Annotated in this window: 17 protein-coding genes; 10 read left to right on the top strand and 7 right to left on the bottom strand. The window is 68.9% G+C overall.

Annotation, left to right across the window (positions count from 1 at the left end):
• Window positions 1-170 precede the first annotated feature (170 nt).
• Window positions 171-1,211: a LuxR C-terminal-related transcriptional regulator gene (locus OHU89_RS54195; protein WP_405655315.1), complete on the top strand. Its 1,041-nt coding sequence runs from the start codon at window positions 171-173 to the stop codon at window positions 1,209-1,211.
• 688 nt (window positions 1,212-1,899) lie between these two features.
• Window positions 1,900-4,272, top strand: coding sequence for a carboxypeptidase regulatory-like domain-containing protein (locus tag OHU89_RS54190; protein ID WP_405655313.1), 2,373 nt, complete (start codon window positions 1,900-1,902; stop codon window positions 4,270-4,272).
• 175 nt (window positions 4,273-4,447) lie between these two features.
• Here the strand turns inward: OHU89_RS54190 and OHU89_RS54185 are convergent, their stop codons facing one another.
• The 6 genes from OHU89_RS54185 to OHU89_RS54160 form a co-directional block, all read right to left on the bottom strand.
• Window positions 4,448-5,284 (bottom strand): alpha/beta hydrolase, encoded by an 837-nt coding sequence (locus tag OHU89_RS54185; RefSeq protein ID WP_331737744.1) that lies wholly within the window; start codon window positions 5,282-5,284, stop codon window positions 4,448-4,450.
• A 381-nt stretch (window positions 5,285-5,665) separates the two neighbouring features.
• Entirely contained in the window at window positions 5,666-6,868 is a 1,203-nt protein-coding gene (locus OHU89_RS54180) for an acyl-CoA dehydrogenase family protein (RefSeq protein ID WP_331737743.1), read from the bottom strand.
• Window positions 6,869-7,004: 136 nt separating this feature from the next.
• Window positions 7,005-8,369, bottom strand: a complete 1,365-nt coding sequence (locus tag OHU89_RS54175) for an epoxide hydrolase (protein ID WP_331737742.1) — start codon at window positions 8,367-8,369, stop codon at window positions 7,005-7,007.
• Window positions 8,370-8,649: 280 nt separating this feature from the next.
• Window positions 8,650-9,084, bottom strand: a complete 435-nt coding sequence (locus OHU89_RS54170) for a nuclear transport factor 2 family protein (protein ID WP_331737741.1) — start codon at window positions 9,082-9,084, stop codon at window positions 8,650-8,652.
• A gap of 102 nt (window positions 9,085-9,186) precedes the next feature.
• On the bottom strand, window positions 9,187-10,608 hold the full coding sequence (locus tag OHU89_RS54165; protein ID WP_331737740.1) for an MFS transporter: 1,422 nt from the start codon (window positions 10,606-10,608) through the stop codon (window positions 9,187-9,189).
• Between the two features lie 195 nt (window positions 10,609-10,803).
• Window positions 10,804-12,393 carry an AAA family ATPase gene (locus tag OHU89_RS54160; RefSeq protein ID WP_331737738.1) on the bottom strand — a complete coding sequence of 530 codons (1,590 nt, stop codon included), beginning with the start codon at window positions 12,391-12,393 and terminating at the stop codon, window positions 10,804-10,806.
• Between the two features lie 188 nt (window positions 12,394-12,581).
• Between OHU89_RS54160 and OHU89_RS54155 the strand changes: the two genes are divergently transcribed.
• On the top strand, window positions 12,582-13,139 hold the full coding sequence (locus OHU89_RS54155) for a TetR family transcriptional regulator (RefSeq protein ID WP_331737737.1): 558 nt from the start codon (window positions 12,582-12,584) through the stop codon (window positions 13,137-13,139).
• An 81-nt stretch (window positions 13,140-13,220) separates the two neighbouring features.
• Here OHU89_RS54155 and OHU89_RS54150 read toward each other — a convergent pair whose 3' ends face one another.
• A complete protein-coding gene (locus OHU89_RS54150; protein ID WP_331737736.1) occupies window positions 13,221-14,111 on the bottom strand; it encodes a LysR substrate-binding domain-containing protein in 891 nt (296 codons plus the stop codon).
• Window positions 14,112-14,228: 117 nt separating this feature from the next.
• Between OHU89_RS54150 and OHU89_RS54145 the strand changes: the two genes are divergently transcribed.
• The 7 genes from OHU89_RS54145 to OHU89_RS54115 all read left to right on the top strand — a co-directional run bounded on the left by OHU89_RS54145 (window position 14,229) and on the right by OHU89_RS54115 (window position 22,569).
• Complete coding sequence (locus OHU89_RS54145) at window positions 14,229-15,395, top strand: L-talarate/galactarate dehydratase (RefSeq protein ID WP_331737735.1); 1,167 nt, start codon at window positions 14,229-14,231, stop codon at window positions 15,393-15,395.
• A gap of 99 nt (window positions 15,396-15,494) precedes the next feature.
• Window positions 15,495-16,442 (top strand): 5-dehydro-4-deoxyglucarate dehydratase, encoded by a 948-nt coding sequence (locus tag OHU89_RS54140; RefSeq protein WP_331737733.1) that lies wholly within the window; start codon window positions 15,495-15,497, stop codon window positions 16,440-16,442.
• A gap of 167 nt (window positions 16,443-16,609) precedes the next feature.
• Window positions 16,610-17,950 (top strand): gluconate:H+ symporter, encoded by a 1,341-nt coding sequence (locus tag OHU89_RS54135; protein WP_331737732.1) that lies wholly within the window; start codon window positions 16,610-16,612, stop codon window positions 17,948-17,950.
• Between the two features lie 374 nt (window positions 17,951-18,324).
• Window positions 18,325-18,522, top strand: coding sequence for a carboxymuconolactone decarboxylase family protein (locus OHU89_RS54130; RefSeq protein ID WP_405655305.1), 198 nt, complete (start codon window positions 18,325-18,327; stop codon window positions 18,520-18,522).
• A gap of 126 nt (window positions 18,523-18,648) precedes the next feature.
• Window positions 18,649-20,112: a catalase gene (locus OHU89_RS54125; RefSeq protein WP_331737811.1), complete on the top strand. Its 1,464-nt coding sequence runs from the start codon at window positions 18,649-18,651 to the stop codon at window positions 20,110-20,112.
• A 111-nt stretch (window positions 20,113-20,223) separates the two neighbouring features.
• Entirely contained in the window at window positions 20,224-20,610 is a 387-nt protein-coding gene (locus OHU89_RS54120) for an ankyrin repeat domain-containing protein (protein ID WP_331737730.1), read from the top strand.
• A 237-nt stretch (window positions 20,611-20,847) separates the two neighbouring features.
• Window positions 20,848-22,569, top strand: a complete 1,722-nt coding sequence (locus tag OHU89_RS54115; protein ID WP_331737728.1) for a phospholipid carrier-dependent glycosyltransferase — start codon at window positions 20,848-20,850, stop codon at window positions 22,567-22,569.
• The last annotated feature ends 26 nt before the right edge of the window (window positions 22,570-22,595 follow it).

Genomic DNA, 22,595 nt, shown 5'->3' with positions numbered 1-22,595 from the left:
GTGCTCACCTTGACGGTGTCGCGTCATACGCGACAAGATCCGGCTGTCGCGGATTCGCGCAATTGCGCACATGCGCTTGCGTCCCGCGGGCGGGGGCGCAGAGATTCGCGGGCGGGGGCGCAAAGATTCATTCAGCACCGATGCGCACTACAGCGGGAGCCTCAATCTGCATGGATGTGACGTCGGACAGCCCCTGGGCTGGAATGGGTCTGGACGCGCTCGGCGGCCGAGTCCTCGAGTACCTGGTGGGCCACGCCTCCGCCGGTTCCCTCGCCGTGGCGGCCGCGGTCGGCGCGTCGCGCGAAGAGGTCGAGACGGCACTGCGGTCTCTGGAGGACGCACTCCTGGTCATCCCCATCGCCGGCCGACCGCCGCGGTGGAAGGCCGGCCCGCCGCGTTCGTCCCTGGGCTCCCTGCTGGCCCGCAGACGCGCCGAACTGGCCCAGGCCGAGCTGTACATGGAGCAGCTCCACGAGATCTACGACGCCGTGGCCCGCCCGCAGGCTCCGCACCTGGTGGAGGTCTTGGAGGACAACGAGGAGGTCACCGCACGCTATGCCCATCTCCTCAAGGGCAGCACCCATGAAGTACTGCACCTGGCCAAGCCGCCCTATGTGACAGGGCCCGCCGGTGCCGCAGGTCATGGGGATGCCGCACAGCCGGAGTTCCGCGAGGGGATACGGCTGCGGTCGGTCTACGACACCGAAGGCTTCACCGACACGGTGTCACTGGAGACGGCGCTGCGGGGCAGCGCCAGCGGCGGCGAGTTCCGGCTCAGCTCCCGACTTCCTGTCAAACTGGTCCTGTTCGACCGGACTGCCGCCCTGTTGCCCCTGCACGACGACCGCCCGTCGGCAGGATCGCTCGTGGTCCACTCACCTGCCCTGGTCGGCGCACTCGCCGCGCTGTTCGAGGCCATCTGGAGACACGCGGTGCCGGTGTCGCTGGAAAGCCGGCAGGACTGGCCCGCCCTCCGCCAGACCCGGGAGGCGACGCGGATCGACGAACGAACCCAGGCGATCCTCGAGCTCATGGCGACCGGGATGAAGGACGACGCCATCGCCCGGGTACTCGACATCAGCCGCCGCACCGTGCAAAAGCACGTGAGTGAGGCCGGCAGCGCACTGGGCGCCAGAACACGTTTCCAGATCGCCCTCCGCGCAGCCGAACGAGGCTGGCTGCCGCTGGAAGCACCGAACCCGAACGAGTAGGCACTCGGCGGTCGTTCACCGCACGGCCTCGTTCAATCGGTTCTCCCTATTCTCCCCGAATGGACTCGACGCTGTCCCGGTCGAAAAAATAAAAACACCCGGACGGAGCGGACTCCGGAACTACGGGAGAGCAATTTCATTCTGCTTCTCGCTCGCCTTGTCCGGCAAGGGCGAACCGTGCGGAATATGTGATCCTGCACAAGTGAGAAGCCCGTCGGCGGCTCGGTCCACAAGGTTGCCCATGGCGTGTTGAACGGGTGGGGTGCAGGTCACGGGCCAAGCCGGAGGCGTTGCTGGGGGTTCGTCCCGATCAGGTCGCCGACGACATATACGCGCAACAATCGGGGGGTTGACAGGCCGTCAATCGGCATCGACTAATTGATCGCCCGCACTTCATGCGTATTCGCTTTCGTTCGGCCCGAGTTGAGGGCCCACTCATGATTGGCGACCTGTGTCGATATCCCCTCGTGCGAGAGGTGCGTTCCCGGCCTTTCGCATATTCCATCGCGGCGCGGCCCTTCTCGGTGTCGCGACCCTGGCGCTCCTGGGCGTCCAGCCCGTTGCCCACGCCGCACCTCCCACGGCCGCCCAGGCCGCGACCAGCACAGCCCAGGACGCATCCGACGCCGAGCCCGACTTGGCGCCCGTCTGCGGCACCCCGGCCAAGGGGCACGCGACGTGCTACGCCATGCGCGCGACGGACCAGCCGGCCCGGATGCGGCTGAGCGCGTCCGAAGTTCCCGCGGGGCTGGGTCCGCAAGACATTCAGAGCGCCTACAGCCTGCCCTCCGACGGAGGCGCCGGCCAGACCATCGCGATCGTCGACGCCTACGACAACCCCAACGCCGAGGCGGACCTGGCCGTTTACCGCAGCCAGTACGGCCTGCCGCCCTGCACCACCGCCAACGGCTGCTTCAGGAAGGTGGACCAGCGCGGCGGCACCGACTACCCACTGCCCAACGACGCCTGGGTGGGAGAGATCGCCCTCGACCTGGACATGGTCTCCGCGGCGGCACCGGCAGCCCACATCCTGCTGGTGGAGACGGACAACGACGGTCTGGAAAACCTCGCCGCCGGTGTGGACCAGGCCGTGGCCCTCGGCGCCAAGTACGTCTCCAACTCCTATGGCAGGACCGGTGACTACCCGACCGACCTGGCCACCTACGGGTCCTCCTACGACCATCCCGGCGTCGCCGTGGTCGCGGCCAGCGGCGACAACAAATACGGCGTCTCCTTCCCCGCGACCCTCCCCTCCGTGACCGCTGTCGGCGGTACGACCCTGACGGCCGACCCGACCAGCGCCCGCGGCTGGTCGGAGACCGTCTGGGCCAGAGACTCCTACGGACCGGGCTCCGGGTGCGCATCCCACCAGGCCAAGCCGGACTTCCAGCAGGACGCCGGCTGCACGGGACGCAGCGTCGCCGACGTCTCCGCCGTCGCTGACAACGTTGCCGTCTACCTGACCTACGGCTCCCGGGGCACCGGCTGGCAACGCTTCGGCGGCACCAGTGCCGCGACGCCGGTGATCGCCTCCCTCTACGCCCTGGCCGGGCCCCCGCGTCCGGGCACCGCCCCCAACTCCTATCCCTACGCCGCGCAGGGCGTCGGTCTCAACGACATCACCACCGGGTCGAACGGAACCTGCCCCGTCGCCTACCTGTGCAACGCCGGCACCGGCTACGACGGTCCGACCGGCCTGGGTACGCCGGCAGGCCTGGCCGCCTTCCGCAGCGGACCGCACGGCACCCTCTCCGGTACGGTCAAGGACGCGGCCACCGGCAAGCCGATCGCCCGCGCGACCGTCGGGTCCGGGCTGGACATCGCCACGACCGACGCACAGGGGGCGTACACGCTCGACCTGCCCGCGGGCACAGTCGAGGACCTGACGGTGAAGGCCTTCGGCTACACGACGACCACACCGGTCACCCTCGACATCGCGGACGGCCAGACCCTCACCCGCGACTTCGGACTCTCCTCCCTCCCTCGCGAGCGTGTCCACGGCACCGTCAAGGACGGGTCAGGACACGGCTGGCCGCTCTACGCCCGGCTCACCGTGAACAGGTCCCCCGAATCCCCGGTCTGGACCGACCCGGTCACCGGCGTGTACGAAATGACCCTGCCGAAGGGGAGCGACTACACGCTGAACATCACCGCCGCCCTGCCAGGCTACGAGCCCGTGGCACGGAAGGTGACGGTGCACGACACATCCGTCACCGCACACGTCGCTCTGACCGCCGATCCCGACACGGCCACCGCCGTCGGCTACCGGCTCGAACTCGCCGACCGCGCCGAGACGTTCGAGTCCACCGCGACCGCGCCCCAGGGCTGGAGCGTGGTGAACGCGGCCGGTACCGACAGTGGATGGGAGTTCGACGACCCGATCCAACGCGGCAATGTCACCGGCGGCGACGGCTCCTTCGCCGTCGTCGAGAGCGACAACGGATCGATCGGACCGCATCAGGACAGCCAGCTCGTCAGCCCCGATTACGACCTGTCCGCCGCGCAGTCGGCGCAACTCACCTTCAAGACCGCGTACCTGTACAACCCCCACCAGCAGCACATGACCGTGGACGCCAGCACGGACGACGGTGCCACCTGGGAGAACGTCTGGACCGGGCCGAAGGTCAGCGACTCCGCGCAGCGCCTGACCGTGCACGTCCCGCTCCGGCAGTTCGCGGGGCACAACGCCGTGCGGCTGCGGTTCCATTTCGTCGCCGACTGGGGCTACTACTGGTCACTCGACGACGTGAACGTCCAGACCCGCGTCCTCGTGCCCGCACCCGGTGGCCTGACCGTCGGCACGGTACGCGACGCCACCAGCGGCGCCGGCGTGGTCGGTGCCTCCGTCAGCGATACAGCGGACCCGGACGAAACCGCCCTCACCACGGCCACACCGGAGGACCCGGCGGTCGGGGACGGCTTCTACACCGTGTTCTCGGCGAACCCGGGCCCGCACACCCTCCGGGTCACCGCATCTGGTTACACGGAACTGACCCGGACGACGCCAGTGCGGCCCGATCGGGTCCGCCGTATGGATCTCGCCCTCAGGCCGGACGCATGATCCCGGTGCCGGCACCGGCGTTGGCGACCTGACACGCCGGCGCGTGCGACTGGGGTCCCGGCTCAGAACGATCCTGCCGGAGCATGAACGCGCGAGAGGACCGCCGCCTGGTGGACGACGGTCCTCTCGCATCGGGTGGCGTGGATGAGGTTGCCGTACGCGCGCCGGGGTGCCGTTACTTGGCCAGGAACTCCAGCAGGGCCTTGTTCACCTCGTCCGCGTGGGTCCACAGCAGCCCGTGCGGTGCTCCCTCGATCTCCACGTAGTCGGCGGAGGGGAGGGCCTGGTGGAAGAGGCGGGCGGTGGACTCGATCGGCAGGATCCGGTCACCGGTGCCGTGCAGGATGAGTGCCGGGACGTCGATCTTGGGAATGTCCTGGCGGAAGTCGGTGCCCCAGGTCAGCGGTGCGGCGGCGGCCGCGTGGGCACCGCCGCCCGCGGCGACGTTCCAGCTGTTGCGGACGGCCTCTTCGCTGATGCGTGTGCCCAGGTTCTCGTCCAGGTTGTAGAAGTCCTGGTAGAACGCCGTGTAGTAGGCGTACCGGTCGGCCTTCACCACGTCGGAGACACCCTGGAAGAAGTCCGCGGTCGCCGCGCCTGCCGGGTTGTCGTCGCTCTTGAGCAGCATCGGCTCCAGGGAGCCGAGGAAGGCGACCTTGGCGATGCGCTCGGAACCGTAGGTGCCCAGGTAGCGGGCCACCTCGCCGGTGCCCATGGAGAAGCCGACGAGGACGGCGTCGCGCACGTCGAGCGTTTCCAGCACGGTGTTGAGGTCGGCGGCGAACGTGTCGTAGTCATACCCCGTGGTGGGCTGGCTGGACTGGCCGAAGCCGCGCCGGTCGTAGGTGATGACGCGGTGGCCGGCCGCCAGCAGCGCCGCCGACTGCTTCTCCCACGAATGCCCGTCGAGTGGGAAGCCGTGGATGAGGACGACCGGCTGCCCGGTCCCGTGGTCCTCGTAGTACAGCTCGATATCGGTGGTGTTCTCCTGGCCGACGGTGATGAGCGGCATGGTGATCCCTTTCGGATGCGGCGGAACCGGTGTCGCTGAGATATGGGCGGCGAAGTGTCGCCCTGGCCTGTACAGAATCGCGTGAGCGGACATGTCCGGGTATCCGTCTAATGACTCAATCTTGCGACCGCATTTCTCCCCTCGCACCTCCCGCTCGCAGGGTGTGTCATCGCGTTCCGGCACGTGTGTGACTCAGCTGCGCTGCTCCGATCCTGCCGCGAAGGCCTCTGGTGCGGGGTGTCCGTACCCGAAGGCCGAGCCACGCCCGCGGCGGCAGCGGGTTGAGCCAAATGGCCGGGTCGGACGAGACCCGCAGGCCGAACCTGGCGCACGCCTCGACTCCTTGTCGGGCGATGTCGCCCGCGCGCCCCGCAGTGTCCGTCAGCCCGTTCCCTCCGCCGTGACGCCGAGGAGCGCCTGGCCGTAGGCCTCGCGGTTCGGGTCCGGGGCGAGGTTCGAGTGGGACAGCGCGACCTCCATGTCCCGCCAGATCCGCTGGACCGGCCCGGCCGTCGAGAAGCTCGCGCTGCCGAGGGCCGTCAGGAGGTGTCGGACGGCTTCACGGAGGTTGCGCGCTGCCATCGCCGCGTCCATCTGGATGCGTGCCTGCACGAGCTTGTCGGGCTGGGCTCGTCGCGCGATGCCCGTCTCCACGTCGTCCAGGGCTCGCATCAGGAGCAGCCGCGCGGAGTCGATCAGGGACGCGGCGTCGGCCACGGCGTGCTGCACACTGGTCGACTCGGCCCGCCGGGCCGGAGCGGCCAGCTGGTCCTGCGCGTGTTCCAGAGCCGCCAGGCCCATCCCGAGCAGGGGTGCCACGAGCGTCACGGTCAGGGCCGGAACCACGGCCGCCGCGCACAGGGGCTCGTCCGGATGGTCCTGCGCGCAGCCGCCGACCACCATCCGGGTCAGCGAGAGCACCCGGTGTTCCGGAACGAACACCTCGTCGAAGGCGATCGTGTCGCTGCCGGTGGCGCGCAGGCCCGTCACCTCCCACGTCTGCTCAGTCGATCCCGCCGCCGTCGGAACCACGGCCAGGGCGAGGTCCGCGTCGGCGTCGGTCGCCACCGCGACCATCGCCCACTCGGAGTGGTGAACACCCGAGGTGGGCCACCACCGACCGGAGACCATCAGGCCCCCGTCCACGACCCGCCCGGTGCCGGCGGCGGGCAGCCTGCTGGCGACGACCGCCCCGGGATCCACACCCCATATCTCCTGACGTGCCTGCTCACCGAGGAGCGCGGTCATGTACGAACCGCCGGACAGCACCATCGCGAGCCAGCCACTGGAGCCACAGCCACGCCCCAACTCGGTGTACACCTCGAAGGCGGTACGGAAGTCCGCGCCGGGCCCTTTGAGGGCGCGTGGCACTTGGAGGCTCAGGAATCCCGCGTCGCGCAGTGCCGCCGCGACGGTCTCCGGCAGCCGCCCGCTGCGGTCGGCTTCGCCGGCGTGCTCACGCAGCAGGGGAACCAGTTCTCGTGCCCTTCTCACCAGGTTGGAGGATTCGGTGGGCAGGGGCTGTGAGGGGGACGCGGACGGCGGTGCGGACTCGAAGGCGCCGGAAGCGGCTGAGGTGTTCATCCGGCCAGTATGTATGTCTCACACGTATCTCGAAACGGCCCCGGCCCGGACGCGGCCGGTTCCTGTACCACTGACACATCCTCGCCATGAGCGACACACACAGGCCGATTCCCCGGGCGAGCACACACGCCCGGTCTCAGCCCCGCAGTGGCCTGAAGGCCGTGCGCAGTTCCTGGGACAGGAGTTGCGGTTGCTCCCAGGCGGCGAAGTGGCCTCCCCTGTCGACCTCGTTCCAGTGGATGAGGTTGCCGTAGGCCCGCTCGCCCCAGCTCCGCGGCGCGGGGTAGATCTCGGCCGGGAACACCGTGACCGCCACCGGGACGTCGGGGATGTCGCGCGCGTTGAACGGGCCGCCGCCGGCCTGGGTGCCTTCCCAGTACAGCCGGGAGGACGACGCCCCGGTGTTGGTCAGCCAGTACAGCGAGATGGCGTCGAGCATCTCGTCGTAGGTGAGGACCTTCTCGGGCTCACCGCCGGAGTCGGTCCACTCCGCGATCTTGTCGTAGTAGTACGCCGCCATCGCGAGGGGCGAGTCGGCGAGGGCGTAACCGATGGTCTGCGGACTCTCGTTCATCATCGCCGCGTAGCCGAAACCGTCGCGGTAGAAGTGCAGCAGCCGGTCATAGGCAACCTTCTCGCGAGCGGACAGGTTCGAGGGCGCGGCATCGAAGTTGCGCAGGTGGCGCAGGACGTCCGGGGGCACGGTGCCCGGCATGTTGATGTGGATGCCGAGCAGCCCCTTCAGCCGCTGTGTGGCCTGGATCTGAGCGATGATCGAGCCGTGGTCGCCGCCCTGGGAGACGTACTGCTGATACCCGAGCCGGAGCATGAGCTGGTGGAGGGCGGTCGCCATGCGGGCCGGGTTCCACCCGGTCGACGTCGGCTTGCCGGAGAAACCGTGCCCGGGCAGCGTCGGCAGGACGAGGTGGAAGGCGTCCTCGGCACGTCCGCCGTGGGCCGTCGGGTTCGTGAGCGGGTCGATGACCTTCAGGAGCTCGATGATCGAGCCCGGCCAGCCGTGCGTCATGAGCATCGGCAGGGCATCGGGGTGCGGTGAACGGATGTGGGCGAACTGGATGTCCACCCCGTCGATCTCGGTGATGAACTGCGGCAGCGCGTTGAGCCTCGCCTCGACCTTGCGCCAGTCGTACCCGGTCGCCCAGTGCTCGACCAGCGGGCGGACCTTCGCCAACTGGGCGCCCTGAGCCCGGTTGCCGACGGTCTCGCGGTCCGGCCAGCGTATGGCCCGCAGCCGGCGCCGAAGGTCGCTGATCTCCCGCTGCGGAACCCTGATGCGGAAGGGACGGACTCCAGGGATCGGCCGGGCGGAGCCGAAGGAGGCGCCTGTCACCGACGTGGGGCCCGCCGCTGCCGTCCCGCCCGTCGCCGCCTGCGCCTGGCCGGGCAGGCCGAGTTGAGTGGCGGCGGCGGCACCCGCGGCGAGACCCAGGAACCGGCGACGGCCTGTGGTGGTCGGGTTGGTGTCTCCGGTCGGATTCATGTGGGGAACTCCCTGTCTCGGTGCTGAAGAGTCGGCAACTGACGGCCGAGCGAGGACGGGGCGACGGAGACACCCTGGCTGACACACCTGGCACGCCTGGCGCACCGACACCGGTTAAGCTGGTGACCCGTTCACACATGGCGATCATTGCGCACCTTCAGTCACCCGTCAAGCAGGTGACGAGCGGACTGCGTTCGCGAGACATGTTCGTAGCAGGGTTACGTGTATGTATCTCGTCCTTGCGTGAAGACACCTCTGCCGACAGGGGCGTGACGCCGGGTCAGCTCATGTGGTAGCTGGTGTCGCCCACCAGGTGGATGTGGATGCGGCGTTCGGCGAATCGCCAGGTGCCGTCCCGCCGCACAAAGCGGTCACGGTACCGGCCGGCCGCGATCGGCTGCAGCGGCAGTCCGGCGGCCTCCTGGAAGATCGTCAGGTAGGAACGGCCTGTGGCCGTGTCGGTCTCCTCGTCGACTTCGATGCGGATGTTGGTGGTGACGTGGTGCGTGCGCAGCGTGCCGTCACCGTGGACGATCGTGCGGTCCCGCAGCATCTTCTCGACGGCCTCGCTGCCTTCGTGCCGGGTGCCGTCGCTCCCGATGAAGACACCCTCGGTGAAGAGCCGGCCCATGCCGGCCAGATCGCCGGTGTCGACCAGTTCCGCGTACTCGGCGATCAGATTCTCAATGGGTCGGGTGTCGGTGGCTGTGGTCATGATCGAACACTCCCTGGGTGTGTGGTGTGTGGTGTGTGTCTGTTCGTCGTCGGATGCGGACGGATGCCGTCGGGCAACCGGCCGCACGCCTCGTCGGCAGGCTCAGGCGAGGTCGCGTTCCGGCCGGGTGACGGGCCGGGAGCCGCTGTGTTCCACGGTCGTCTGCTCGGGCGCCGGGCTCCCCGAGCCGGTCGGGATGAGCAGACAGGAGATGAGCCCGACCACTCCGGCCAGGGCCAGGAGCAGGAAGGCCATGGTGAACCCGTCCTCGCTGGGGAAGCCGCCGGTGGTCGTGTGCGACGCGAGGATGGCAGCGACGGCGGCAGCGCCCACGGCGCCTCCGATCGTGCGGATGTTGGCGTTCATCCCGGTTGCCGCGCCGGTGTGTTCGGCGGGAACGGCGTGGACGACCGCCGCGGACAGCGCCGCGAGGCCGATTCCGAAGCCCAGACCGGCGATCGCGGCCGCGAGGGAGACCAGCCAGGCGCTGTTGTGCAGCAGCGCCAGCAGGAGGAAGCCGATGATGGTCGGCAGGGTACCGATGACGAGCAGCACCTTCGCCGGCATCCTCCTGGCGAGGGGCCCGGCGGCGAGGCCGCCGACGAACTGGGAGGCCATCACCGGGAGGAAGAGCAGACCGGACACGGTGACGGACTCACCAAGTCCGTAGCCGGTACTGGCCGGCGTCTGGAGGAAGACGGGGATGAAACCGAGCGCGGAGTACAGGGTGACTCCGAAGAGGAACGACGCGAGATTAGCCGTCCACACCGGACGTATCCGGAACACGGTCATGTCGATCAACGGGAACCTGGAGCGCGACTCGATGGTCACCCACATCGCTCCGGCCACCACCGCGGCGGCGAACAGCCCCATGGTCCTGGCCGATCCCCAGCCCCAGTCCTGCCCCAGGCTGAGCGGCAGCAGCAGGAGGACGAGCGTGGCGGAGAGCATGACGCCGGCCGGCCAGTTCATCCGGCCCCCGGCCGAAGTGCCGGTCTCGGGAACGAGGAGGAGCACGAAGAGGGCCATGATCCCGTTGGCGATGGCGGGCAGCCAGAACAGCCACGGCACACCGAGTCCGTCGATGATCGGGCCGGTGACCACCAGGCCGATGGCTCCGCCCACGGCGCTGACCGCCGCGATCATGCCGATCTTCGCACCGACCTGCTCGCGGGGCAGCAGGTCGCGGACGACGCTGAAGGCCAACGGCAGGGTGGCGCCGCCCGCTCCTTGCAGCACGCGTCCGACGACCAGGACGGGCAGGCTGGTCGCCAGCGCCGCGACCACGCTTCCGATCGTCAGGAGCAACAGGACGGCGACCAGGATGCGGCGTTTGCCCATCTGGTCGCCGAGCCGGCCGAGGATAGGAGTCAACACGGCGCTCGCCAGGAGAAACGCCGTGAGCACCCAGCTGACGCCGAGCTGGTCGGTGTGGACCTGGTCGCGCAGGGCTTCCAGCGCCGGGTTCACCATCGACTGCACCAGCGCGTAGGACACCGAGCAGACCGAGAGAATCACCAGCACTGCGCCGGCACCACGCGAGGTGGCGGAAGGGCTCGCCGTAGGGGTGCCGGAAGGGTTATAACTGGACTTCATAGTCCAATAATGGGTCCTCAAAACTGGATCGTCAAGTCCAATCTTCAGTTCGTGGCTACTCTCTCCGAACCCTCTCCGAACTCTTTCCGCGGTGAACGACCGTCGCCGGTCACCGCCGCGCTGTCACCGGATCACCGCTGGTGATACCCCGTCCAGCCGGGCCAGAGCATCACGGAGCGCGCTCCGCGACGTGACGCCCAGCACGGGGAAGATGCGGTAGAGACGGGTGCTGACGGTGCGTGGCGACAGCCGCGTTCGCGCGGCGATCTCCTCGTTCGTCATGCCGCTGGCCGCCAGGGCGGCTATCTCCCGCTCCTGCGGCGTCAGCGCCAGCGGGGCGCGCACTGACGCACGGGGCCGAGTTCCGGTGGCCCGCAGCTCGTCGCGGGCCCGGTCGGCCCCGGTTGCGAGGCCGGTCTGCACGAACCTGTGCTCCTGGCCGAGCCGGGCCACATGCCCTGCGACGACCGCCGCGTCGTCCAGTCGCCGGAGCCGGTCGGCGCGATGGCCGCTGAGCTCGGCGGCCCGGGTCAGCCAGGTCGCAGCCGTGAGGGCAGCGCCACGCCGGGTCGCCGACTCGGCCGCCGCCTCCAGGACCGCGGCCACCTCCTCGTCGGGGTCGACCGTGGCCGCCGCCAAGTGTGCGGCGCGCCGGTCGAGGTCCTCCCGGTGGGTCCGTGCCAGCGCTTGATGGGCGGCGTGGCGCTGGTTGGGGGTGGCCGACCGCACGACACTCGTGCGTACGAGGGGATGCCGGAAGGCGAGCTCGCCGGTGGCCGGTTCGTCCACCAGCAGACCGCACGCCACCGCCTCCTCGACATCGTGCATGCGGTACCGCGGGGACGGGGGCACGCCGTAGCCCGGCCCGGCTCCCGCTCCGTCGAGAGCGCCTTTCAGCAGTTCCGCGCGCACGCTGTCGGCCAAGGCCGCGATGCGCGTGCCGTAGATGTGTTGCAGTCGCGTGGGCAGTGGTTCGCCGGGCCGGCCGAGCAGCTCCTCCGGCAGGCGGTCACCGTCGTGGCCGGCGAGGTGGGCAGGCAGTTCCAGTAGCGCCAGCGGGTTGCCCTGGGCCTGGCTCAGCACGAGTCGGCGGACCTGCTTGCTCAACGCCGGGCGGTACCGGTCCAGCAGGAGCGCGGCGTCGTCCGCCGCAAGTGGGGTGACTGGTGTCTGCCTCGGCGCGACGGCAGGGAAGCGCGCAGCGACGTCGCTGCGTTCGGCCACCAGCAGCTTCATCGGGGTGCCGGACAGTCGGCGGGCCACGAATCCGCATACCGCGGCGCTGGCGTCGTCCAGCCAGTGAGCGTCGTCGAGGACCAGCAGCAGGGGCCGTTTCGACGCGGCCGACGACAGCAGGCGGAGCACCGCCAAGCCGAGGGTCATGGCTGACGGAGGTGTGCCCTCGGTCTGGCCGAAGACGGTGTCGAACTCCGCGCCGATGTCGGTGGCCGGTTGCGAGGCGTCGCAGATCAACGGGTGGAGCAGCTGGTGCAGCCCGGCGTAGGGCAGCCCGGACTCCGTCTCGACTCCCGTGGCCCGGATCACGAGGTGGCCTGCCTGGGCCGCCCTTCCTGCCGCGTAGTTCAGCAGGGTGGTCTTGCCGACTCCCGGCTCGCCAGTGAGGGCTAGGCACTCTCCCTCGCTGGCTTGTACGAACGCGGACAGCTGCGTCTGCTCACCGTCCCGGCCGACCATCGTCATGACTGATTCCACGTTCCAGCTCCCTCACCGCGGGCCCCCACGCCACGGGCCCCGTGCCGATGAGTGCTGCGGCCCTTGTCGCTGTGGGCGGGACTCGAGGTTCTGTGGCGTCTAATCAACTACCCGGTTAGTTGATTAGACTCCGGAGCAAGAGGGCTGTCAAGTAAACGGTTAGTTAGGAGCTGCGCTACGCTCGGCGCATGCAGCGCGACGCCGAAGCCACCAAGCAACGACTCATCGCGGCCGGTCGGGCCGAGTTCGCCGCGTACGGGCTCAACGGCGCCCGCGTCGACCGCATCGCCGCCGCCGCACAGTGCAACAAGGCGCAGATCTACCACTACTTCAAGAACAAGTCCGGACTGTTCGAAGCGGTATGGAACGGCCTGGTCGAGCACATCATCGCGAACCTGCCCCGCAATGCGGAGGACCTCCCCGAGGTGGCGGCACACCTGAGTGACATCTACGCCGCGTATCCGGAGTTTCCCCGGCTGATCACCTGGCAGCGCATGGAGCGGGACGAGACGATCAACGAGCAGGGAGTGGAAGACGTCCGCAACAGGAGCGCGGCCATCGCCGCGGCGCAGGCCAAGGGCGTGGTCTCCACCCGGTTCGAGGCCCGGGTGCTGCTGACCCTGGTGATTCACATCGCGATGCTGTGGGAGGCGGCCAATCCCGAGGTGTTGGCGGTGGTGGACATCAACGACCGTGAGGAGCGCCGCGAGATCGTCCGGCGGGTGACCGCCGCGCTGGTGAACTGAACCGGCCGAGCGGCTCTGGACAGGCAGCGGAGCGGCACAGTTCCGACTACAGCTACAGCTACGTGCTCGTTGCCGGCCGGTTCACGGCATCCGCTCCCGCAGACGTGCGAGCAACGCGTGCAGCGCCGGGGCGTCGTTGGTGCGGCGCCACACCAGGTCGAGTTCCACGGGTGCGGGCGTGGACAGTTCGAGCGGTTTGAAGACGACCTCGGGGTAACGCAGCTGCGCGGCGGCCTCCGGCACCAGAGCCACACCCAGTCCGACATTGACGAGCGCGAGGATGCTGTGGACCTGGCTCAGGTACTGGGAGTAGACAGGTGTGACATGGGCGGACCGGAAGACGCTGATGAGCAGTTCGTGAAAGTAGCGGGCCTCGACGGGTGAGTACATCAGCAGTTCCTGGCCCTCGAAGTCCGTGACGCGGAGCGCTCCTTGACGTCTCGTCAGTTTGTGTGCCGACGGCAACGCGGCGACCAGCCGTTCCTTCACCGCGGGTGTGGACACCAGGTCGGGGCCGATGGCCGAGGGGCGGACGAGTCCGAGGTCGAGGCTGTTGCCGGCGAGCGAGGCGAGCTGGTCCCGGGTGATCATCTCCCGCAGGACGATCTCCGCGCGGGGCATCGTCTCGCGGGCGGTGCTCAGCAGGGTGCCGAGCACGGAGTGGGCGCTGGCCGCGGTGAACCCGACGGTGATGCTGCCCGCCTCCCCCGTCGACACCTGCCGGACGGCGAGTGCGGCGTGCTCGGAGTGGCGCAGGATGCTGCGTGCCTCGGCCAGGAAGGCCCGGCCCGCGGGCGTCAGTTGCACCGATTTGTTCGTACGGTTGAGCAGCTGAGCGCCGAGGTCGTGCTCCAGCTGCCGTATCTGCCTGCTCAGCGGGGGCTGGGTCATCCTCAGCCGCTGGGCCGCGCGCGTGAAATGCAGCTCCTCCGCTACGGCCACGAAACTCGTGAGTTGCGTAAGTGTGAACAACGATGTTCTCCAGGTATCAACGTATGCAAATTTTGAGTTAGACGGGAATTCTCCGTAGTCCTAGCTTCAAGGGGCAACCAACCCTGCAAGGCACCGGAGCTTCGAGTGGTGAGTACGATGAACACGACGCCGCATGTCACACACCAGGGCGAGGCCACGCGGGACCGGATCTCCTGGCTCAAGGTGTCGTCGGTCACCCTTCCGCTGGCCACGCCGGTGAGCGACGCCAAGGTGTTGACGGGGCGCCAGACACCTATGACTGAGGTCGTCTTCCTCTTCGTCGAGGTCGGCACCGAGCAGGGCCACGAGGGTGTCGGGTTCAGCTACTCCAAGCGCGCGGGCGGCCCCGGTCAGTTCGCACACGCCAAGGAGATCGCCCCCGCCCTGATCGGCGAGGATCCCAGCGACATCGCCAGGATCTGGACGAAGCTGGTGTGGGCGGGCGCCTCGGTCGGCCGCAGCGGCCTCGCCACCCAGGCCGTCGCCGCCTTCGACATCGCCCTGTGGGACCTCAAGGCCAAGCGCGCCGGCCTGCCCCTCGCCAAGCTGCTGGGCGCCCACCGTGACTCCGTGCGCTGCTACAACACCTCCGGCGGCTTCCTGCACACGCCGACCGAGCAGGTCCTGGAGAACGCCACCGTCTCCCTGGCCGGCGGCATCGGCGGCATCAAGATCAAGGTCGGCCAGCCCGACGGCAAGGCGGACCTGCGCCGGGTGACCGCCGTACGCGAGCACCTCGGGAACGACGTGCCGTTGATGGTCGACGCCAACCAGCAGTGGGACCGGCCCACCGCGCAGCGCATGGGGCGCGCCCTGGAGGAGTTCGGTCTGGTCTGGATCGAGGAGCCGCTCGACGCGTACGACGCCCAGGGGCACGCCGCTCTCGCCGCTTCGCTGGACACGCCGGTCGCCTCGGGCGAGATGCTGGCGAGCGTGGCCGAGCACCAGGAACTGCTGCGCCACAACGCGGTGGACATCATCCAGCCGGACGCGCCCCGCATCGGCGGCATCACGCAGTTCCTCCGGCTGGCGGCGCTCGCCGAGCACCAACACCTGCAACTCGCACCCCACTTCGCCATGGAGATCCACCTGCACCTGGCCGCCGCCTATCCGCACGAGCCGTGGGTGGAGCACTTTGACTGGCTGGAGCCGCTGTTCAACGAGCGGCTCCGGATCAGCGGCGGCCGGATGCACCTGTCGTCGCGCCCCGGCCTCGGCATCACCCTCAGCGAGCAGTCCCGCGCCTGGACGCAGGCGGTGCACGAGGTGGGCACGCGGCCCTAGGCGCCGTACCAGGTGCCTCGCAGCCATTGACCAGGCATGTGCATAACCCTAACTCCATCCTCATATGTAGATGGAGTTCATATACATGGAGATAAATTCATGTCACTGAACGTGGCGGCCCAAGACGCTGCCCGACGCCTGCGGGACGGCATGGCGCGCGGTGTGCTGTCCTTCCCGCTGACCAGCTTCACAGACGACGGCAGCCTCGACCCGGACGGCTACCGCGCCTACTTGGAGGGCCAGCTGGCCACCCATCCCGGCGCGGTCTTCCCCGCCTGCGGCACGGGCGAGTTCAGCGCGCTGGACGAGGACGAGTACCGCCAGGTCGTCACGATCGCCGTGGAGGTGGCCGACGGCCGCATACCCGTCGTCGCCGGCATCGGCTACGGCTGGGCCCAGGCCCTGCGCTTCGCCCGGATCGCGGAAGAAGCCGGCGCGGACGCCGCGTTGGTACTCCCCCACTACCTGCTCAAAGCCCCGCAGGAGGGCCTGGTCGAGCAGGTGCGCCGGATCGCCACGGGCACCGGCATCCCGCTCATCGTCTACCAACGCGACCAGGTCGCCTTCAGTGTCGAGAGCCTGCACCGCATCGCGCAGCTGCCCACGGTCATCGGTCTCAAGGATGGCCACAGCGATCTGGACCGGCTCCAGCGCCTCACCCTCGCCGCCCCCGACCACCTGCTCTTCTTCAACGGTGCCGCCACCGCGGAGATCCAGGCCCGCGCCTACGCCACGGTCGGCGTCCCCGCGTACTCCTCGGCGGTCCACGCCTTCGCCCCCGAGATCGCGGACGCGTTCTTCGCCGCCCTGAAGAACGGCGACGACAGCACCGTCGACCACCTGCTGCGCGACTTCTACGTCCCCCTGGTCGAACTGCGCGACCGGGTACCGGGCTACGCGGTCTCCCTCGTCAAGGCCGCCGCCCGGCTGCGCGGCAGGCCGGTCGGCCCGGTCCGGGCCCCGCTCACCGATCCCGGCCCGCACGACCTCGGCGAGCTGGAAAAGCTCCTGGAGACGGGCCTGGCCCTGGTCGGAGCCACCCGCTGAACCACCCCCGGCGGGGCGCCCGGCGACACCTCGCCCTTCGCTGAGCCTCATACCGGCCAGGGCATCCCGCCCGGCCGTTTCGCCCCCACCTCACCACGACAGACGACCGCCGCTCGCCGGACGGGTGGCGGTCGTCATCTGCGCACAGTTCAAAGGGGAACTGATCCATGCCTCTTGTCGTCGTCGGAATCAGCGTGCTGGTCCTGCTGTTCCTCATGACCAGACTGAAACTCAACGGTCTCGTCGCTCTCCTCCTCGTGGCCGTCGGGGTCGCCCTGGTCCAGGGGATTCCGTCCGCGGAGATCGGTGACGTCCTCGGTGAGGGAGTCGGCGACCAGATCGGCGACACCCTGCTCGTCATCGGACTCGGCGCTATGCTCGGCCGCGTCATGGGCGACTCGGGCGCCGCCCAGCGCATAGCCAGCCGGCTCATCGGCGCCTTCGGCCCGCGCTACGTCCAGGTCGCCATGGTCATCACCGCCATGCTCATCGGCGTGACGATGTTCTACGAGGTCGCCTTCGTCATCATCGTGCCGGTCGCCTTCACCATCGTCCGGGTCACCCGCAAGAACCTGCTGTGGGTGGGCCTTCCGATGTCGATCGCCCTGTCCACGATGCACAGCTTCCTGCCGCCCCACCCCGGCCCCACCGCCGTCGCCGCCACCTTCCACGCATCCGTGGGCCACACCCTCCTCTACGGTCTCTTCTTCGCCGTACCCATCGGCGCGGGCATCGCGCTGGTGTGGCCGCGTCTGCCGTTCATCCGGCGGATGGACCCCACGATCCCCCAAGGGCTGGTCACCGAGAAGGTGTTCGAAGACGATGAGATGCCGGGCATGGGCTGGTCCCTGTTCGTCTCCCTGGTCCCCATCGTGCTGATCGCGGGAGCCGCCGTGGCCGACATGTCGGTCTCCGACGACAAGAACCCGGTCCTGCACGCCGTCGACTTCATCGGCTCGCCCCCCATCGCCCTGCTGCTGACCCTGTGCCTGGCCATGTGGGCCTTCGGCCCGCGCATCGGCCGCAGCTTGGAGGAGGTGAGTGCCTCCTGCGTCTCGGCGGCCAAGTCCATGGCAATGATCCTTCTGGTCATCGGCGCCGGCGGCGCCTACAAGGGGGTCCTCGTCGAGGGCGGGATCGCCGACTACATCAAGGACTTCACGGACGGCTGGAACATCTCGCCGATCATCCTGGCCTGGCTCATCGCCGCGATCCTGCGCATCGCGCTGGGGTCCGCGACGGTCGCCGTCGTCACGGCCGCCGGTGTCGTGGCCCCGCTCGTCGCGGGCAACGGCGTCCACCCCGAGCTCATGGTGCTGGCCGTCTCCTGCGGCTCCATCGCCTTCAGCCACGTCAACGACCCGGGCTTTTGGATGTTCAAGGAGTACTTCAACCTGTCGGTCCTGGACGCGATCAAGGCACGCACCACGTACACGACCGTGCTCGCGATCCTCGGCCTGGGCGGCGTACTCGCCGTCGAACACGCCCTGGACGCCCTCGCCATCTGACCCGCCTCCCCTCAAGGAAACCGATGACAGGCGGAAACCAGCCCACCGTCACCGCATTCGCCGTCTATCCCGTCGCCGGCCGGGACTCGATGGAAGTCAACTACTCGGCCGTGAACGTGTGGTGCGTTGAAATGTGTTGCACAAGACCCCTGTTCAGGCGGGCCAGGCCGGAGAGGCGGGGTTTTGTTGAACGTCTCCTCGCAGGCGCGGCCTGCCTCGGCGTCGCGTCCGTGAGCCGGCGCCGGGGGTTCGTGTCCCGGGGCGTGGCTTGCGTGCGGCGGGGCACGGTGTTTGTAGCGCCCCATGGCCGATGACGCACGCCACATCACCGCGCCGTCACAAGGACAGGGACGTCGGCGTCATGTGTTCGTCCAGTGCAACCGCACGCAGCGCCAGAGCTGCGAGTCGGCCAGCTCAGCGGCTGCGGTTTCTGCGTCGACATCCACACCAAGGAGGCGGCGGCAGCCGGTGAGACCGCGCTCACACCGAATAGGCTGCTACCACGTGTGACTCCGCCGGGTGGCGAGGGCGGATCGTTTTGGGAACATGTGTGTCCCTGGATCGCACCTTGACGTAGATATGTTCCAACATAGGATGTCTTCCGGTACGAGCCGCAGAGCTCCGTGGACGGACACCCGACTGACCAGGACCGCCATGCCTTGAACACAGGCAAGGAACCACTCACCGAGGAGCGAGCTTTGCCCGAGACCAACCAGAAGCCGTTGACGACGGCTGCCGGCGCACCGGTTCCCGACAACCAGAACTCTCTCACATCCGGTCCGCGTGGCCCGATGCTCCTACAGGACGTGTGGTTCCTGGAGAAACTCGCCCACTTCGACCGCGAAGTGATCCCGGAGCGCCGCATGCACGCCAAGGGCTCGGGCGCGTTCGGCACCTTCACGGTGACCCACGACATCACGCGGTACACAAGCGCGAAGATCTTCTCCGAGATCGGCAAGAAGACCGCCATGTTCGCCCGGTTCTCCACCGTCGCGGGCGAGCGCGGCGCCGCCGACGCCGAGCGTGACATCCGCGGCTTCGCCCTGAAGTTCTACACGGACGAGGGCAACTGGGACCTGGTCGGAAACAACACACCCGTGTTCTTCTTCCGCGACCCGCTGAAGTTCCCCGACCTCAACCACGCGGTGAAGCGCGACCCCCGCACCAACCTCCGCGACCCCGAGAACAACTGGGACTTCTGGACCCACCTCCCCGAGGCCCTGCACCAGGTCACCATCGTGATGTCCGACCGGGGCATCCCCGCCTCGTACCGGCATATGCACGGCTTCGGTTCCCACACCTACAGCCTGGTCAACGCCGAGGGCGAACGGTTCTGGGTCAAGTTCCACCACCGCACCCAGCAGGGGATCAAGAACCTCACCGATGCCGAGGCCGAGTCCCTCATCGGCAAGGACCGCGAGTCCCACCAGCGCGACCTCTTCGAGGCGATCGAGAACGGCGACCTCCCGAAGTGGAAGCTGTTCATCCAGGTCATGCCGGAAGCCGACGCGGAGAACTATCGCTTCCACCCCTTCGACCTCACCAAGATCTGGTCGAAGAAGGACTACCCGCTGATCGAGGTCGGTGAGTGGGAGCTCAACCGCAACCCCGCCAACTACTTCGCGGACGTCGAGCAGGCCGCCTTCAGCCCGGCGAACGTGGTTCCGGGCATCGGCTTCTCCCCCGACCGGATGCTGCAGGGCCGCCTCTTCTCCTACGGCGACGCCCAGCGCTACCGCCTCGGTGTGAACCACCACCAGATCCCCGTCAATGCCTCGAGGAACCCGGTGAACTCCTACCACCGCGACGGCAGCATGCGCGTCGACGGCAACCAGGGATCCGCTCCGGGCATCGAGCCCAACTCCTACGGACGCTGGCAGGAACAGCCCGCCTACCGTGAGCCGAGCCAGGCTGTGGGCGCTGTCGCCGACCGGTTCGACTTCCGTACGGACGACGACAACTACTTCGAGCAGCCTGGCAACCTGTTCCGCCTGATGAGCCCCGAGCAGCGGCAAGCCCTCTTCGAGAACACGGCACGCGCGATCAACGGCGCCTCACAGCAGACCGTAGAACGGCACATCGCCCACTGCACCCAGGCCGACCCGGCCTACGGCGAAGGCGTCCGCAAGGCGACCGAGGCCCTGGCGGCCGGCAACCTCTGACCCCGGTGGCCGGACGAAGCACGCGGGACGCCACACTCCCTGCCCGGCGTCGACAAGGAACACGTCCACGCCGGGCAGAACCCGGACACCGGGGACCAGGAGAAGGTACGTATGAACAGCGGCGGTCTGACCACTGAGCAGACCCGACGTGTCGTGACCATCGCCCTGCACCTGGCGCGGGAGGGCAACACGGATCAGCTGCTGGAGTTCGTGGCACACGGCCTCCCGGTGAACGCGAGCGACACAGCCGGCAACACCCTCCTCATGCTCGCCGCCTATCACGGCCACGCCGACACCGTGCGGGCCCTGCTCCGGCTCGGCGCCGACCCGGACCAGCGCAACGCCCGGGACCAGGCCCCCATCGCCGGCGCCCTGTTCAAGGGCGCGGACGACGTGGTGGTGGTACTGCGGCAGGCCGGCGCAGATCTGGACTCCGGCACGCCGACGGCGCGAGCCGCCGCGTCCCTGTTCGGCCGCGCCCACCTCCTGGCGAACTGATCCGCGGACACATCGGTGGCGTCGGCCTGCTGCTTCTGGCGGGCGCTTTCGCCCAAGGCGGGCCCAACGTCCTCAACCCCGCCCCGTCACCTCCGCCGAGTCGGCGACCATACCGTCGACGGCCCACCCCGCCTCCACCGCCGGGGGGGTGCCTATGCCGACTCGAAGCTCGACCCCCCCCCAGGCAGCCACTTGGCCAGGTTCCGGGGGCCCCGATCAGTGAGAGCACACCACGTGATGCAAGAGAGCGCGCCCGCGTTGGACGACGAACCTCAGCAGGCGGCACAGCCCCAGGCGGTCTCCTGGGAGCAGCGGCTGCGCCGTTTCGGGTATGTGGAGCGTTCGCATCTGTCCGTGCGGGACCGCCTGGTCGTGCCGTTTCCCGAACCCGACCCTCGGCGGTGGCGTGCGCTCGGGCTGTCCCCGGTGGCGGCGGGCCGGTTGGCGCGCTGGTCGGGATGGGGCGGGCCGCTGCTCGTGGCGTTGTTTGCCGGGGTGCCGCGCTTTTGGCGTCTGGGCAGCCCGCGGGCGGTCGTGTTCGACGAGACGTACTACGCCAAGGACGCCTGGTCCCTGCTCCGGCTGGGCTACGAGGGCACCTGGCCGGACCGTAAGATCGCCGACCCGCAGCTCCTGGCCGACCCGCAGATGATATCGCTCTCCGACACCGGGTCCTTCGTCGCGCACCCGCCGACGGGCAAGTGGGTGATCGCCCTCGGCGAGTGGATGTTCGGTCTCACTCCGTTCGGCTGGCGCTTCATGACGGCGGTCCTCGGCACGCTGTCGGTGCTGATGCTGTGCCGCATCGGACGCCGTCTGTTCCGTTCGACGCTGCTGGGCTGCCTGGCCGGGGCGCTGATGGCGGTGGACGGTCTGCACTACGTCATGAGCCGCACCGCTCTGCTCGACCTCGTCGTCATGTTCTTCGTCCTGGCGGCGTTCGGCTGCCTGCTCATCGACCGGGACCACGCACGGGCCCGGCTCGCGGCAGCCCTGCCGGCCGACCACGACGGCCGCATACGGCCGGACGCTCACGCCGGCGACCGTGCCGGGACGGGCCTACGGCCCTGGAGGCTCGCCGCCGGCCTCTTCCTGGGACTGGCGGCCTCCACCAAATGGAACGGCCTGTACTTCCTCGCCTTCTTCGTGGTCCTCACCCTGCTGTGGAACGTCGGCGCCCGCCGCGTAGCAGGGGCGCGGCATCCCTACCGCGCCGTGCTGCGCAAGGACTTCGGCTGGTCGGTGCTGTCCCTCGTTCCGGTCGCCGTCGTGACGTATCTGGTCACATGGACCGGCTGGCTCCTGTCCGACAACGGCTACGGACGCCACTGGGCGGACGGCCGCGGCGGCACCTGGTCGTGGATCCCGGGCCCGCTGCGCAGCCTGTGGCACTACGAGTACGGCGTCTACGAGTTCAACGTGGGGCTGCACACCCCGCACAAGTACGATTCGAATCCCTGGAGTTGGCTGGTCCTGGGCCGTCCTGTGCTGTTCCACTACGAATCGCCGAAACCCGGGAAGGACGGCTGCCACACGGCCGTCGACTGCTCCCAGGCGATCCTCGCCCTGGGCACACCGCTCCTGTGGTGGTCGGCCTGCTGCGCCCTCGTGTATCTGCTCTACCGGTGGGCGCTGCGCCGCGACTGGCGCTCCGGCGCCGTCCTGTGCGCGGTGGGCGCCGGTTATCTGCCCTGGTTCCTGTACCAGGACCGCACCATCTTCTCCTTCTACGCGGTCGCCTTCGTGCCGTACCTGTGCCTGGCCGTGACGATGATGCTGGGAGCACTGCCGGGTCCGCCGGGGGCAACTCACCAGCGCCGCACCCAAGGTGCGGTGGCCGCAGGTGTGCTGGTGCTGCTCATCGCCTGGAACTTCATCTACTTCTTCCCTATCTACACCGGGCAGACGATCCCGTACGCCGACTGGCACACCAGGATGTGGCTCGACACCTGGGTCTGAGCCGACCACAGGTTTCTAGGATGGAC

The sequence above is a fragment of the Streptomyces sp. NBC_00019 genome, assembly GCF_045041015.1.
Lineage (GTDB): Bacteria > Actinomycetota > Actinomycetes > Streptomycetales > Streptomycetaceae > Streptomyces.
This window is presented reverse-complemented; position numbering and strand designations above follow the sequence as displayed.

Coding starts and splice junctions, on each gene's coding strand:
- OHU89_RS54135 (WP_331737732.1), top strand. CDS start 16,610: ATGCCTCTTGTCGTCGTCGGAATCAGCGTGCTGGTCCTGCTGTTCCTC.
- OHU89_RS54180 (WP_331737743.1), bottom strand. CDS start 6,868: ATGAACACCTCAGCCGCTTCCGGCGCCTTCGAGTCCGCACCGCCGTCC.
- OHU89_RS54175 (WP_331737742.1), bottom strand. CDS start 8,369: ATGAATCCGACCGGAGACACCAACCCGACCACCACAGGCCGTCGCCGG.
- OHU89_RS54195 (WP_405655315.1), top strand. CDS start 171: ATGGATGTGACGTCGGACAGCCCCTGGGCTGGAATGGGTCTGGACGCG.
- OHU89_RS54185 (WP_331737744.1), bottom strand. CDS start 5,284: ATGCCGCTCATCACCGTCGGCCAGGAGAACACCACCGATATCGAGCTG.
- OHU89_RS54155 (WP_331737737.1), top strand. CDS start 12,582: ATGCAGCGCGACGCCGAAGCCACCAAGCAACGACTCATCGCGGCCGGT.
- OHU89_RS54120 (WP_331737730.1), top strand. CDS start 20,224: ATGAACAGCGGCGGTCTGACCACTGAGCAGACCCGACGTGTCGTGACC.
- OHU89_RS54145 (WP_331737735.1), top strand. CDS start 14,229: ATGAACACGACGCCGCATGTCACACACCAGGGCGAGGCCACGCGGGAC.
- OHU89_RS54190 (WP_405655313.1), top strand. CDS start 1,900: ATGCGCGCGACGGACCAGCCGGCCCGGATGCGGCTGAGCGCGTCCGAA.
- OHU89_RS54140 (WP_331737733.1), top strand. CDS start 15,495: ATGTCACTGAACGTGGCGGCCCAAGACGCTGCCCGACGCCTGCGGGAC.
- OHU89_RS54170 (WP_331737741.1), bottom strand. CDS start 9,084: ATGACCACAGCCACCGACACCCGACCCATTGAGAATCTGATCGCCGAG.
- OHU89_RS54115 (WP_331737728.1), top strand. CDS start 20,848: ATGCAAGAGAGCGCGCCCGCGTTGGACGACGAACCTCAGCAGGCGGCA.